The 13,836-nt window shown below is 42.2% G+C and carries 12 protein-coding genes; 8 read left to right on the top strand and 4 right to left on the bottom strand.

Annotation, left to right across the window (positions count from 1 at the left end):
• Positions 1-41: 41 nt before the first annotated feature.
• Together Q3A68_RS02385 and Q3A68_RS02380 are read left to right on the top strand one after the other, a co-directional pair.
• Positions 42-1,031, top strand: a complete 990-nt coding sequence (locus Q3A68_RS02385; RefSeq protein WP_302899410.1) for a phosphotransferase — start codon at positions 42-44, stop codon at positions 1,029-1,031.
• Between the two features lie 34 nt (positions 1,032-1,065).
• Positions 1,066-1,737, top strand: coding sequence for an OPA3 family protein (locus tag Q3A68_RS02380; protein WP_302899409.1), 672 nt, complete (start codon positions 1,066-1,068; stop codon positions 1,735-1,737).
• A gap of 29 nt (positions 1,738-1,766) precedes the next feature.
• Here Q3A68_RS02380 and Q3A68_RS02375 read toward each other — a convergent pair whose 3' ends face one another.
• Positions 1,767-2,231, bottom strand: coding sequence for a hypothetical protein (locus tag Q3A68_RS02375; protein ID WP_302899408.1), 465 nt, complete (start codon positions 2,229-2,231; stop codon positions 1,767-1,769).
• A 118-nt stretch (positions 2,232-2,349) separates the two neighbouring features.
• On the opposite strand from Q3A68_RS02375, the gene ispG reads away from it, so the two are divergent.
• Positions 2,350-4,347, top strand: a complete 1,998-nt coding sequence (gene ispG / locus Q3A68_RS02370; RefSeq protein ID WP_302899407.1) for a (E)-4-hydroxy-3-methylbut-2-enyl-diphosphate synthase — start codon at positions 2,350-2,352, stop codon at positions 4,345-4,347.
• Positions 4,348-4,370: 23 nt separating this feature from the next.
• On the opposite strand, the gene Q3A68_RS02365 is transcribed toward ispG, so the two are convergent.
• The gene (locus Q3A68_RS02365) at positions 4,371-5,393 is read right to left on the bottom strand and encodes an MBL fold metallo-hydrolase (protein WP_302899406.1); all 1,023 of its coding nucleotides are present in this window, start codon (positions 5,391-5,393) and stop codon (positions 4,371-4,373) included.
• A 73-nt stretch (positions 5,394-5,466) separates the two neighbouring features.
• Positions 5,467-5,919, bottom strand: a complete 453-nt coding sequence (locus Q3A68_RS02360) for an RDD family protein (RefSeq protein WP_302899405.1) — start codon at positions 5,917-5,919, stop codon at positions 5,467-5,469.
• Positions 5,920-6,255: 336 nt separating this feature from the next.
• On the opposite strand from Q3A68_RS02360, the gene hemA reads away from it, so the two are divergent.
• Both hemA and hemC read left to right on the top strand, forming a co-directional pair.
• A complete protein-coding gene (hemA, locus tag Q3A68_RS02355) occupies positions 6,256-7,479 on the top strand; it encodes a glutamyl-tRNA reductase (protein WP_302899404.1) in 1,224 nt (407 codons plus the stop codon).
• A gap of 187 nt (positions 7,480-7,666) precedes the next feature.
• Positions 7,667-9,244, top strand: coding sequence for a hydroxymethylbilane synthase (gene hemC / locus Q3A68_RS02350; protein ID WP_302899403.1), 1,578 nt, complete (start codon positions 7,667-7,669; stop codon positions 9,242-9,244).
• 14 nt (positions 9,245-9,258) lie between these two features.
• Here hemC and Q3A68_RS02345 read toward each other — a convergent pair whose 3' ends face one another.
• Positions 9,259-10,215, bottom strand: coding sequence for a DNRLRE domain-containing protein (locus Q3A68_RS02345; protein ID WP_302899402.1), 957 nt, complete (start codon positions 10,213-10,215; stop codon positions 9,259-9,261).
• A gap of 210 nt (positions 10,216-10,425) precedes the next feature.
• On the opposite strand from Q3A68_RS02345, the gene hemB reads away from it, so the two are divergent.
• The 3 genes from hemB to Q3A68_RS02330 all read left to right on the top strand — a co-directional run bounded on the left by hemB (position 10,426) and on the right by Q3A68_RS02330 (position 13,745).
• Entirely contained in the window at positions 10,426-11,397 is a 972-nt protein-coding gene (gene hemB / locus Q3A68_RS02340) for a porphobilinogen synthase (protein WP_302899401.1), read from the top strand.
• A 96-nt stretch (positions 11,398-11,493) separates the two neighbouring features.
• Complete coding sequence (gene hemL / locus Q3A68_RS02335) at positions 11,494-12,867, top strand: glutamate-1-semialdehyde 2,1-aminomutase (RefSeq protein WP_302899400.1); 1,374 nt, start codon at positions 11,494-11,496, stop codon at positions 12,865-12,867.
• 8 nt (positions 12,868-12,875) lie between these two features.
• Complete coding sequence (locus Q3A68_RS02330; protein WP_302899399.1) at positions 12,876-13,745, top strand: sensor histidine kinase; 870 nt, start codon at positions 12,876-12,878, stop codon at positions 13,743-13,745.
• Positions 13,746-13,836 lie beyond the last annotated feature (91 nt).

Here is a 13,836-nt window from a genome sequence, read left to right as displayed (position 1 = left end):
CTTCGTAAGTCTTTTTTATATTGTGCCTAAACATTCACCCTTTGAAAATTTTCCCGGTAACAAATTCAACCCTTTCAGCAACACAGCTTGGCCTGTTTTTACAGGATAAATATAAGCTGGATGAACATACTTCGTGCGATTTGCTCAAAACGGGCATCAATCACTCATACCTGCTTACCAGTGGCGCTGATAAATATGTATTCAGAGTTTATAGTCTCAACTGGCGTTCTGAAAAAGAAATAGAGGAAGAGATCGGGCTGCTGAATCTGCTGAAAGAAAATGGAATACCTGTATCATACCCAATAGCTGATGCCAATGGGAGTTATATTCAGGAATTTGCTGCTCCGGAAGGTAAACGTTATGGTGTGATGTTTTCTTTTGCCAGAGGCGAAAAACTACTCAATTTCCCCACTGATGTCCACTATAAGATAGGTGGAATTATGGCTGAAATTCATCGGCTGACACTAGGCCTCCACTTAGACCGGGTAACGTATTCACCGGATGTGATTTTAGTCGATTCATTTGAGCATCTCAAACGATTCACATCCGCTGATACTAATGAGATGGCTTTTATGACATCTGCGCAGAAATATTTACTTAGCGAATTGGAGCAAGCGGATGTAAGTCAGATCAGAAAGGGTGCAGTACATCTCGATATCTGGTTTGACAATCTGAGTATTGACGAAAACGGAGAAGTAACCCTATTCGATTTCGATTTTTGCGGTAACGGCTGGCTTTGTTATGATATCGCCTATTACATTTTACAAATAAACAGTACTGAAAAGGATGGAGATGAATGTCGGTTAAAAACGGAAGCTTTTTTGGATGGCTACGAATCGATCACAAAGATAACCGACGAGGAAAAACGGCTGTTGCCTATGTTGGGTGTGAGTTTATATTTCTTTTATCTCGGAATCCAATGTCAGCGGTTTGATAATTGGTCGAATACCTTCCTTAGTGAGACCTATTTAAAACGATTTATCAACTTACTGGTAAAGAAATATTTTGATAAAAACAATCTCGGACAATAAGAATCATTATTTTTAAGGTGAAATTCAACACCTTATGCAAGAAGAACAACAGCCGGCTCCTGAAACTCCACATAAGAAATCCCATCACAAAGACACTCCGGAAGTTTATATCCTGCGGGACTGGAAAGAATATTTGGGCGAGTCGTTTCTGATCATCTTCAGCGTTTTGCTGGCGTTGATACTGACGGAGTATTTTAGCAGCCTACATGAAAAGAAGGAAACAAAAGAGTTACTGGACAATATCAGAACCGAGCTGATACACAATAAGCAGAAGGAACAGGAACAATACACTTATCAGAAAAATGTCCTGAAAGCAATTGACTCTGCTTTGAAGAGTGCCGCTCTTCAGCAGAAGATATTGTCAAACGGTGTTTTGCACCTTGAGTATATCGCACCCGATGGTGTAGTAAACGCTGACCTTACCACTGTAGCCTGGGAAATAGCCAAAACTCACAATATTACCACTAAAGTAAGCTTTAAGCTGGTGGCGAAACTCACAGACATTTATGCCAACCAGGCACGGATTGATAAAGTGGAAGAAAAAGTAGCCTCGGTACTGTTAAGCTGGGAATCAAGAAAACCCGAGAATATCCGTACAACACTGTTGCTGCTGCGCGATAATTATAAAGGCTGGGCTTTTGACCGGGCGCCTTCATTAATTGCCAAATATGACGACGCTATTAAGATGATTGATGAAGAGAAATAGTTTTGAGTCTACATTCGATAAAACGCCACTCAACCCAACTTCGTCATCTCCTCAAAGTAAGCCTGTGTGGTATTACATATTTCGATATCTTTTCCGGCAACCCAGCGCAAAGAAATGGCGATCTGTGTGCCGTAATCAGTTTCCTGTTTCAGGTCAATAATCATTTTAGAAAAGTTACGTCCCAGTTGCATATCGATATTCTTTATATCTGCCCACTCGATCACAATGTTGCGGGTATAATCGGTTATGCCATCTTCACTTAGTTCAAGCGCAACCTGGTTTCTCATTGCCGGTAAAAAACGTTTAATAAAAATGTAGGTAAACTGTAACAGAAAGATCAGATCGGCCAACAAAATAATCACCCAGCTCAAAATAAAACCATTTGCGTAAGAATACCGGAGGTTATTAAAAGTGATAACAAAGAACACCAATGGCAGGAACAAACCAAATAGGGCGGTATTTTTACTAAAGGGATATTGGATGGTTTCGGTCATGATGTGCCTAATGTAATTGTTTTTATTTTTTAATCATACTTAACCTTCCAACATTTCAACTTTCCAACCTTCCAACAATACTTTTCGTATTTTTGCAAAAAACAAAAGAATACCTTCCATGAATGCAGATGCCGCTAAAGTGCTGCCCGGACGTTACTGTAACTCACTTACCGAATATTCCCGCTTTATCACCCGCGAGGTTTCTATTGGCGATGTGCCGCTTGGCGGAAATAATCCTATCCGTATCCAAAGTATGACTACCACGGATACGATGGATACTATTGGTACAGTAGAGCAATCTATCCGGATGATCAATGCGGGCTGTGAATATGTGCGCATTACGGCGCCAAGCATCAAGGAAGCACAAAACCTGGCTGACATAAAAAAAGAATTGCGCCGCAGAGGATACACTACACCTCTAGTGGCTGATATACATTTTACCCCAAATGCTGCCGAAGTAGCTGCGCGGATAGTAGAAAAGGTGCGCGTCAATCCGGGCAACTATGCTGATAAAAAGAAGTTCGACCAGATAGATTATACTGATGCCGAATACCAGGGCGAGCTGGAGCGTATTTACCAGAAGTTTTCGCCATTGGTAAAAGTTTGCAAGGAATATGGTACTGCGATGCGTATCGGAACCAATCATGGCTCACTGAGCGATAGGATCATGAGCCGCTATGGCGATACCCCGCAGGGAATGGTGGAGTCGGCAATGGAGTTTATCCGCATGTGCGAGATGATGAACTATTACAACCTGGTGATCTCGATGAAATCAAGTAATCCGCAGGTAATGGTTCAGGCTTATCGTTTACTTGTCGAAACGATGGTTGCCGAAGGAATGAATTATCCCTTGCATTTAGGCGTAACCGAAGCCGGCGACGGAGAAGACGGCCGTATTAAATCCGCTGTAGGTATAGGTACTTTGCTGGAAGATGGTTTAGGCGATACCGTGCGTGTATCACTTACTGAAGAGCCTGAAGCGGAAGCACCGGTGGCGATTGCGTTAGTTAACAGATACGTGAAAAGGAGCCAAGAGTCAAGAAATAAAAATCAAGAATTAGAACTCGCCACTCACTACTCCCCACTCACCACTCACAATCCGTACGAATACAAAAAACGTCACACCTACGAGGCTAATGCCTTTATTGGCGGTCACATGGTACCGCGGGTAGTGGTTGATCTCTCGCATGCTAATCTGAAAGATCCATCAGTACTAAATGATGCAGGCTATATCTACGCACCTTTGCTGGATAAGTACAACATGGGCGAGCAGTCGGTTGATTTTGTTTATTTGGCTGACCAGTTGCCTTCATTTACTTTTCCTGGAAATTTAAAGCAATTATATAGTTATTCCACCTGGCAAAAGCTGGCTGACAAGACCATGTGCCACCCGGTATTTACTTTGAGGGAATATTTGAATACTGATGACCGTTCATCGCCGTTGAACCTTGTCAGAATAAAACCTACCGATATCGATTCAGAAGAGTTTGGCTCGTTGCCTTTTGATGAATCACTGGTATTTGTATTGGAGACGGATGCCTTGCATGGAATGGCTGATCAGCGCATTTTCTTTTTTAAAATGGAAGAATTGGGGTTAGATATACCCGTGATTATTAAAAGAACTTATAATTTTGAGACTCAGGACTCAAGACTCAAGACTCAAGACTTACAACTATTCGCATCCACCGATCTCGGCGCACTTTTAGTAGACGGCTTTGGCGATGGTATCTGGATCGATGCCCCCGGAATTGAGACTAAAGTAATTACCTCGACAGCATTTGGCATTTTGCAGGCAACCCGCTCAAGAATATCCAAAACCGAATATATATCGTGCCCAAGTTGTGGGCGCACACTGTTCGACCTGATGATCACCACCCAAATGATCCGTAGCAGAACAAGTCATCTAAAGGGATTGAAGATCGGTATTATGGGCTGTATCGTAAATGGACCGGGTGAAATGGCTGATGCGGACTATGGCTATGTAGGCTCAGGAACAGATAAAGTGACCCTTTACCGTGGCAAAGAAGCAGTCAAGAAAAATATCAATTCAGCTAATGCACTGGATGAACTAATCAATATTATTCGCGGAGATGGTAATTGGATAGAACCTAATTGAGTCTTAAGTTGTAAATTCAAAGTCTATGGAGTATGATGACTCTCGACTAAAGACATGCTCTTTACCCACCATTCTGAATTCAACGGTCCATTAGCTTCAGTCGGTTTGCCAGGCTCTGGGATAAAAAGATCAATCTTCTTGGTTTTTGCATATTGCAGCAAACGCTCGATAGGTTCATACCAGTCATGGAGCGCAAGATTAAAAGTGCCCCAGTGTATTGGCATCATCAGCTTGCCTCTTAACGCCAAGTGAGCGTCTGATGCACCATCGGGTCCCATGTGAATATCGGGCCAGTATTTGCCATAAGCGCCAATTTCCAGCATAGTCAGGTCGAATGGTCCGAAATAATCGCCAATATCTTTAAAGCCCGGAAACCAGCCCGAATCGGCACCATAAAATATATTGTGATGCGGTGTTTTTATAACGAATGATGCCCAAAGCGTTTCATTCCGGCCAACAATTCCACGGCCTGAAAAATGTCTTGCCGGAGTGGCAGTCAGGACACAATCATTAGTGATCATCGCGCTGTCGCCCCAATCCAGTTCGGTTATGAAATTGCGTAGTACACCCCATCGCTCCAGGTGCCTGCCTACGTCTTTTGAGCAAAAGAATGGGATTTGCTTGTCAGCGAAGTATTTGATCGTTTCTTTATCCAGGTGATCATAATGATCGTGCGAGATGAGTATAGCATCTAACCGGGGCAGGTCATATAAGGGTAAAGGCGAATCAAAAAAACGTTTCGGTCCCATAAATGACAGAAATGACGCACGCTGACTCCATACAGGATCAGTAAGTATCCGTTTGCCATCAATTTCTATAATCAGGCTCGAATGCCCTATCCAGGTAATACGTAATCCGTTTTTTGGTTCTTTTTGATATACAGAAGTATCAGTTTTGAAAGGTCCTAACGCATTTTTAGGGACGGTTTCGGCTTTATTATTCTTATATTCCCTCAATATGGGGGCCATTTTACTAAAGCCGGCTTCATCAGTAGGTACCGGGTTAAGATATTTTCTGCCCTTTTTACGGGCGCTCTCAAAACTCATCTACAAGTATCGGTATAATACCTGACCAACGTAATAAATAGTTCAAAAGTTTGCAATAAAGTGATTTTTCGAACTAAAATACAACTTCAGCTTCAACAATATCTGATCGTTTTACTACCACGGTATCTGCCCATAAATCACCTATCCGTTGGAATTTAGGTGTATTACATATGCATATTAAGGCAGGTATACCGTAAAATGTAATGTCGATTATATCTACAATTCTTCGTTTTAAAGCATCTGTAAAACCTATGCGGTCTCCTTTGGTTTTTACCACTACAAGTTCAAGAATATCATGTCCTGGAGTCGCCTGATTCACAGCTTCCAAAACCACAAAATACAAAAACCAAAATAGAATTATCAAAAGTGCCGGAGAACCATTTATCGTGTAGACGCCTTCACCATCTTGGGCGCCAAACATCATAACATAGATCGCGATAACGGTAAAGTATATTCCATAGTCAATCAACGTTGCGGCTATTCTTAACCCCAGGTAGCGCTTAGGTTCCACTTTGCGAATGATCATGGTCAATTAAAAGTTTAGGCTGGAGGCTATGTTGGTCTGTCCATTGTCAGGCTAAATATAAAAAATGTATCAGAATTGCTTTGATTTTACTTTGGTTATAAAAAATCTGCAATAAAGTAATTTTATAGCTTATTAAGCGCTAACTTATCGTCCTTTGAATCAATTAATAAGGCGGCGATACAACGTTTGGTAAATGTTTGTCGTATTATTGAAAATCGGTATTTAAACGCGGCAGGATGCTATTTATAACCATTCTAAATTGATGTGTTTGACACAGTACTGACATTGAAAAATGGTTTATCCTATTACTTTTGTTGGGTCAAAATTGAAACGGAATTGAAGCATCTCAAAATAATTGCTTTTACGCACAAACAGATTGAACTGAAAGAGTTGGGGAAGTTGGTGATCTGCCAGGAAAATCTGTCTGACAAACTCCGTCGGGTTAAATCTCAATTTGATATTCCAGAGATATTTTATTTGGCTACCTGCAACCGTGTTGAATTTATCATGGCCTGCCATCAAACGGTGGATAGAGATTTTGCCCAAAAATTTGTTGAAGCCCTGGAGATCGGTCTTTGCACCGAGCATATGGATGTGTTTATGAAAGGTGCGTCCATTTATGAGGATCAGGAAGCCTTGAACCATTTGTTGCGTACTTCGTGCTCGTTGGAAAGCCTTGTGGTTGGCGAAAAAGAGATACTGCCACAGATGCGAAAGGCGTACGAACAATGCAAGGAAGCAGGCTTAACCGGCGACTATCTGCGAATGGTGATGAATACCGTCGTCAAAACCGCCAAAGAAGTTTACACCCATACCAATATCTCCCGCAACCCCATCTCTGTCGTTTCCCTCGCTTACCGTAAATTAAAAGAACTTAAATTGTGTACGAATGCCCGTGTATTAATTATCGGGGCAGGCGAGACCAATCAGTGTATCTCAAAATACTTGCAAAAACATAAATTTACCAACTTTGCTGTATTTAACCGTACGCTGGCAAAAGCACAGCAACTTGCTGGTGATCTGGGCGGTGAAGCATATAAACTCGAGGCATTGAAAACTTACGATAAGGGTTTTGATGCAATTATTACCTGTACTTCCGCAGTACAACCTATCATCACCCCGGAGCTTTATCAATCGTTGTTGAATGGGGAGACTGATAAGAAGACCATTGTCGACCTGGCAATACCAAATGATACTGCACCTGAAGTATTAACTCAGTTCCCGGTTAACTTTATCGAAGTGCATTCATTAAATGAAGTTGCCAAAAGCAACCTGCAGGAGCGATACCAGGAATTGGTTCATGCCGAAAAGATCATCGAGCAGAACATAGCTGAATTTGTTCCCCTGATGAAGCAACGGCGAATTGAAGTAGCCATGCGCGAAGTGCCCGAAAAGATCAAAGAAATCCGGTACAATGCATTGAATACTGTTTTCGCAGATGAAGTTCAAAATATGGATGAACACTCACGGGAGATACTCGAAAAAGTGATCAACTATATGGAGAAGAAGTACATCAGTGTACCGATGATCATGGCGAAAGAGATACTCATCAATAGTTGATTTTTGAGCTCAAAGCTAAAAGCATTTTCAATTTCTTAACGCCAAAGCATAGTGTATAATCACTTTAGAAACCTCTTAGCTTTCTGCTTTTGCCTTTCTGCTTAGTCAGTCAATTTTCATATCCTTCCATAGTTCGTGGAAAAGTCAATTTATTTCGTGAAATTCGCGCAATAATTATTACGATCACTTGGACAGAAAACTGATTATTGGTACACGCGGTAGCGAATTGGCACTTTGGCAGGCTAATTTTGTAAAAGACAGGCTGGCAGAGCATAACGTAACTGCTGAACTAAAGATCATCAAAACCCAGGGCGATCGTATCCTAAATTTGAGCTTTGATAAGCTGGAAGGTAAAGGCTTTTTTACCAAAGAGCTTGAAGAAGAGCTATTGGCAGGTACGATTGATTTGGCCGTGCACTCGCACAAGGACCTGCCAACCGAAAACCCTCCGGGACTCATCATCGCAGCAGTTTCAGAAAGGGAAGACCCATCTGAACTGTTGCTGATCTTGAAGGACTGTGTGGATGTTCATCAAAAAATGTCATTGAAATACGGTGCTATTGTTGGTACATCATCCAATCGCCGCAAGGCACAGTTGCTGGCCTATCGCCCCGACCTGGAAATAGAAGATCTGCGCGGTAACGTCCCTACTCGTATCGGCAAACTGCGTGACGAAAAATACGACGCCATCATGATCGCCAAGGCCGGTGTAACCAGGCTGAACATCGATCTGAGTGAATTTCATGTAGAGGAATTAACCCCGGTTGAATTGGTGCCCGCGCCTGCACAAGGCGTGCTGGCCATACAGATCAGGGAGAATGATACTGATTTGTATAACGTGCTTCAGGCTCTGCATCATCCGGATGTGGCCGAGGAGTTGGCTGTTGAACGCACGGTGTTAAAATTATTCGGCGGAGGCTGTCATTTGCCTTTAGGCTGCTATTGCCGTAAAGATGAAGGCGCTTTCCAGGTGTTTACATCTAAAGCCGATGAAGGCGACGAATTTCCGGATAGATTATTCCTTGAAGCGAACACGACTGAAGGCCTTGCTGAAAAGGTAGTTGCCAAGTTTGATAAAAAACGCAAACGCCCGCAAACTGTTTTTATATCGCGCGAGCTCTCGTCCCATAGCTATTTTCGTAAAGCGCTTTCAAAGCATGATATTGTTATAGAGGATCGTTCACTGATCCGTACCGTGCCTGTAATTACCAAATTGGCGCCGCATGTTTTGCAGGATGCTGACTGGATATTTTTCAGCAGCAAAAATGCTATTGAATACTTCTTCCAGCTAAAGCCCCAATTCCCCAAAAATGTAAAATTTGGCGTAGTGGGCGCAGGCTCAGAAGAAATGCTGCGTTTAAAAGGTTATTTCACCAGTTATGTTGGCGGAGGGATCGATACCTCAGAAGTTGCCGAAGAGTTTGCGAAACTGGTCACCGGTAAAAAAGTAGTATTCCCCGGAGCCGAAGGCTCATTGAGAAGTATACAACAAGGGTTGTCAGCTGATACTAAAATTATCGATCTGCCGGTTTATGAAACAGTGCTGGAGGAGGATGTAGAAGGTACCTCGGCTGAAGTACTGGTTTTTACCAGCCCATCAAATGTGGATGCCTACTTTGCAAATAATTTGCTGGAACCCGGTCAGAAAGTAATTGCCATAGGTAAATCAACCGGCAAAAAATTCGACGAGATGGGTACAAAATATACACTGCCTTTTTCGCCCGATGAAGTTGGACTGGCTGAGGCGGTGTTTGGCCTAAGTTAAATACCAGCCAAAATCTAATTCTTGATATATTTAACCACCAGTCTCGGATGCCGTGAAACGTCAACATAGTTGCTTGAACAGAATATCCTGCTGGTGTACTCGACCTCGTTCTGGAGCTGCAATTTGAACCCGTAGTTCGAATTATTGCTCACCATAGAACTTACGATGGCCTTTACGTTAATATCCATATTCAGGAAAGGAAGCGGTGTAGTTGGCGCGATCACCTGGTTATCTGTTAAACCCGCCGGCTGATTAAACCAGTCGACAGTTGACGGATCCCATTGTGTGGCCACCTGTTGCACTATAAATGAATTATCTGCTCCAAAATTTGCATGGATCAAGTCCCCGTTTTTAGGTATCGTATCGGAGTACATATAAAGATCCGCCGATACAATTGTTGCATTAGCAGGAATGCTGCTTAAATCAAATTTTAATAAGTTTCGTGTAGTAAAAGGAACGCCGTTTATTGTCCATGCTGCAAGCGGCTCTTCTATAGAGGCGCGGTTAGTGGCATCCTGTGTACCCAACAGCGCTAAATTGATTTCGCTCGAGTTATTAGACGGAGATAAATCCAGTGTTGTTATTTGCGCAGGCATAACCGTTACGCTCACTGAATCTACGGCTGTAAGCCCTTTTTTATCGATGATCATGAATTGGAAAATATATTTTCCCGCAACAAGATTCCTGGCTATCGCAGCAGATGAGCTTTCATCTTTAATAGAGGCTTCTGTTGGACCTGAAATCTGGCTCCACAAATAACCCACAACGGTATCAGCCGGATTGCCGCTTTTTCCTGTTAATATTAAGGAATCCTGTGGCAATTTTATCGTTGTATCGGTCTCCGCCTTGGCCACGATTTTTTCAGCAACCGGGGTGACAGGAGTAACAGGATCGAGATTTGTTTTCTTACACGAGCTTATTATAAATACACAAAGGAACGCGATTGAGGCAAGTGACAGGTTGGTTTTCATACTTATTATGATAAATGGCTATTCTGAATTAAACATATTTTGAATATATCCAATTTTATACTGTTTGGTGTTTTATCTGTAAAATCATCCCTGCGCCATAAAATACCTTTAATATCTTTAGAGCCGCATTAATTGTTTGCGTTTCTATAACTTTGGATTTTTCTATCGGGCGGGTTAATTTCGCCGGGTTGAACGTTCAACTACAGATAAATGTTACAACGACCAAGAAGAAACAGGAAGAATGAGGCAATTCGCCGCATGGTACAGGAAACTCATGTGAGCGCCGACAATTTGATATTCCCTTTATTTATCATCGACGGTAATAACCAAAAAAGTGAAGTGGCATCAATGCCGGGCATTTATCGTCATACTATTGATAATCTGCTGCGCGAAGTAGAAAGTTGTTTGAAGCTTGGTTTGAAGTCCTTCGACTTGTTTCCTAATATTGATGAGTCGTTAAAAGATAAACATGCAACTGAAAGCTATCGCGATGGCAACTTATATGTTCGTGCTATTAGCGAAGTAAAAAAGAATTTTCCGGAAGCCTGCGTGATTACTGATGTGGCGATGGACCCGTACAGCAGCGACGGTCACGATGGTATAGTTGAGAACGGCGAGATTCTAAATGATGAAACTCTGGAAGTGTTAGGCAGAATGGCTTTGGTGCATGCACAAGCCGGAGCCGATATTGTTGCCCCGTCTGATATGATGGACGGCCGTGTTGGATATATTCGGAATGTGTTGGATGACAATGGATTTACCAATGTTTCCATCATGTCGTACACGGCAAAGTATGCCAGTGCATTTTACGGTCCTTTCCGCGATGCTTTGAACTCAGCGCCAAAATTTGGTGATAAAAAGACTTACCAGATGAACCCGGCCAATCAGCGTGAGGCATTGATCGAAGCTGACCTGGATGAGGCTGAAGGTGCTGACTTCCTAATGGTAAAACCAGCTTTGCCCTATCTTGATGTAATCAAACTATTGAAGGATAATACCGAATTGCCAATCGCAGCTTATAATGTTAGCGGCGAATATGCCATGATAAAAGCAGCGATACAAAAAGGCTGGTTGAATGAACAGCGTGCAATTACCGAGGTACTAACAAGCATCAGAAGAGCAGGTGCGACAGCTATCCTGACGTATCATGCGAAAGAGGTGCTGGAGAATAAATGGCTGTAGAGTGAAACTCTAAATGCTAAACTCTAAATTCTAAATAAGGAATTCTTGGAGTTTAGGAAATGGGTTTAAGATTTTTAAGAAATTAGAATTTAACAAATGCTTGATTCAATAAAAAAAATATTTTCAGGAGGAGAAGGTGAGGAGCCGGTGAGTACTACGGGCAAGCCGGATATCAGCAGGGAAAAATCTGCCGAGTTGTATGAGAAGGCCAAGACCTATTTCCCGGGTGGGGTAAACTCGCCGGTAAGAGCTTTCAGGTCTGTATACGGAACGCCCCTGTTTATTGAAAAAGGCGACGGCTGCCATGTTTGGGATGCAGATGGTAACCAGTTTATTGATTTCTGCGGTTCATGGGGGCCATTAATTCTTGGCCATAACAACACTAAGGTTCGCGAGAAAGTGACTGAGGTGATGCAAAAGGGGATGTCCTTCGGTGCGCCGACGGCTTTGGAAAATGAACTGGCGGAACTGATCCTGAAACATAACAAATTCATAAAAAAACTGCGTTTTGTAAGCTCGGGTACCGAGGCTGTAATGTCGGCTATCAGGTTAGCACGGGGTTATACCAAACGCGATAAGGTCTTAAAATTTGAAGGCTGCTATCATGGCCATTCAGACTCATTACTGGTAAAGGCAGGTTCGGGACTGGTTACTTTTGGTGAAACTTCATCGGCAGGTGTGCCTAAATCATTTGCAGATGAAACCATTGTGGTTGCACTGAATGATCAGGAAGCCCTGCAAAAGGCTTTTGCTGAATTTAAAGATCAGATCGCAGCGGTGATCATCGAACCTATTCCCGCTAATAACGGGCTGCTTTTGCAGGATAAGGAATATCTTCAATATCTCCGCGGAATTTGTACTCAAAACGGAACTTTACTGATATTTGATGAAGTAATTTCAGGTTTCAGAGTGGGTTTTGAAGGCGCAGCCGGACATTATGGCATACAACCAGATATTATCACCTATGGCAAGATCATTGGAGGTGGGTTGCCGGTAGGCGCTTATGGCTCATCGGCTGAAATTATGGATCATATTTCGCCGGTAGGTTCTGTATACCAGGCAGGTACATTATCTGGTAATCCGGTAGCAATGGCGGCTGGTATAGCACAATTGAGTGAATTGCTGAGAATGGGTTTCTATCGTGACCTGAATAATAAAACAGAGGAATTTACCGAGTCGATACAGCGTTTTGCTACGGCACGGAATTATAAATTTAAAGTATTCACCATCGGATCGATATTCTGGTTCGCTTTTACTGACCAGGAAAAGATAAGCAGAGCGGATGAAATAGATCCGGCAAGTATGGAGAAATTCAAAAAAATGCACCGCGAATTGCTGAACAGGGGAGTTTATTTAGGCCCATCTGGATATGAAGTAGGATTTATATCATCGGCGCATAACAAAACCGATCTGGAAAAAGCAAAACGCGCTATATTTGATAGTTTAGACATCGTTTTCAGAGACAAATGAGAACAGACATGAAACGACCATTTGTTATCTTTTATTCACTGATCATCTATGCAATTGCTCAATTAGTATGGTGGGGATACATGCTATTAACACCGCAGCCACGCCGTGTAGATATGGTATTAGGTGAAGGGAGTGTGTTTATTTTGGTGTTTGTTGTGGGGGCCATCAGTCTGCACAAATCCATTAAGCAAGAGCGTCGCTTGCATGAGCAAAAAAAGAACTTTCTCATGTCGGTAACGCACGAGTTAAAATCGCCGCTGGCATCAATCAAATTATTGCTTCAAACTATTCAGAAACGCGACCTGACCAAACAGCAGGTGCATGATTTTATTAATAAATCCTTATTGGATATTGAGCGCTTAGATGATATGGTCGAGAATATGTTGCTGGCATCGAAGATCGATAACCGGTCATACACTTTCCCTAAGGCACAGTTCAATTTGTCGGCTTTGGTTGACAACGTAGTTAATCGGTTACAATTGAATAAATGTGACCTGACTCAGCAATTGATTAATGCGGAAATAGAACCGAAAATTGAGATTACTGGAGATAAGTTTGCATTGACATCTGTCGTTACCAACCTGATTGAAAATGCAATCAAATATTCAGGTCCTTGTGAGGTGGTAGATGTTAAACTGTATTCAAAAGAAAGCAAGATATTTCTGGAAGTAGCGGATCACGGTATCGGTATTGCTGATGCGGAAAAGCCACGTATTTTCGATCGTTTTTATAGAGTAGGCAGTGAGGAAACACGCAATACAAAAGGCACAGGTTTAGGTTTGTATATTGTAAAAGAGGTGCTAAATCAGCATGAGGCCAGTATCAGCGTAAAGGATAACGATCCTACCGGAAGTGTTTTTGAAGTTGTTTTTGCATAATGATGACACGAATTACACCAACTTAGGACGAATTTTGCAAATCAATCATCAAAAGATGCTAAATAACTGAAATTAATAAATTCGTGAAATT

The organism is Mucilaginibacter tolerans (assembly GCF_030519375.1).
Lineage (GTDB): Bacteria > Bacteroidota > Bacteroidia > Sphingobacteriales > Sphingobacteriaceae > Mucilaginibacter.
Note: the sequence above shows the minus strand (reverse complement) of the source record. Positions and strands in the feature narration are given on the sequence as shown.

Bases quoted from the DNA above. Each gene is read 5' to 3' on its own strand.
- Q3A68_RS02380 (WP_302899409.1), top strand. From the start codon at position 1,066: ATGCAAGAAGAACAACAGCCGGCTCCTGAAACTCCACATAAGAAATCC.
- Q3A68_RS02375 (WP_302899408.1), bottom strand. From the start codon at position 2,231: ATGACCGAAACCATCCAATATCCCTTTAGTAAAAATACCGCCCTATTT.
- ispG (WP_302899407.1), top strand. From the start codon at position 2,350: ATGAATGCAGATGCCGCTAAAGTGCTGCCCGGACGTTACTGTAACTCA.
- Q3A68_RS02365 (WP_302899406.1), bottom strand. From the start codon at position 5,393: ATGAGTTTTGAGAGCGCCCGTAAAAAGGGCAGAAAATATCTTAACCCG.
- Q3A68_RS02360 (WP_302899405.1), bottom strand. From the start codon at position 5,919: ATGATCATTCGCAAAGTGGAACCTAAGCGCTACCTGGGGTTAAGAATA.
- Q3A68_RS02345 (WP_302899402.1), bottom strand. From the start codon at position 10,215: ATGAAAACCAACCTGTCACTTGCCTCAATCGCGTTCCTTTGTGTATTT.
- hemB (WP_302899401.1), top strand. From the start codon at position 10,426: ATGTTACAACGACCAAGAAGAAACAGGAAGAATGAGGCAATTCGCCGC.
- hemL (WP_302899400.1), top strand. From the start codon at position 11,494: ATGCTTGATTCAATAAAAAAAATATTTTCAGGAGGAGAAGGTGAGGAG.
- Q3A68_RS02330 (WP_302899399.1), top strand. From the start codon at position 12,876: ATGAAACGACCATTTGTTATCTTTTATTCACTGATCATCTATGCAATT.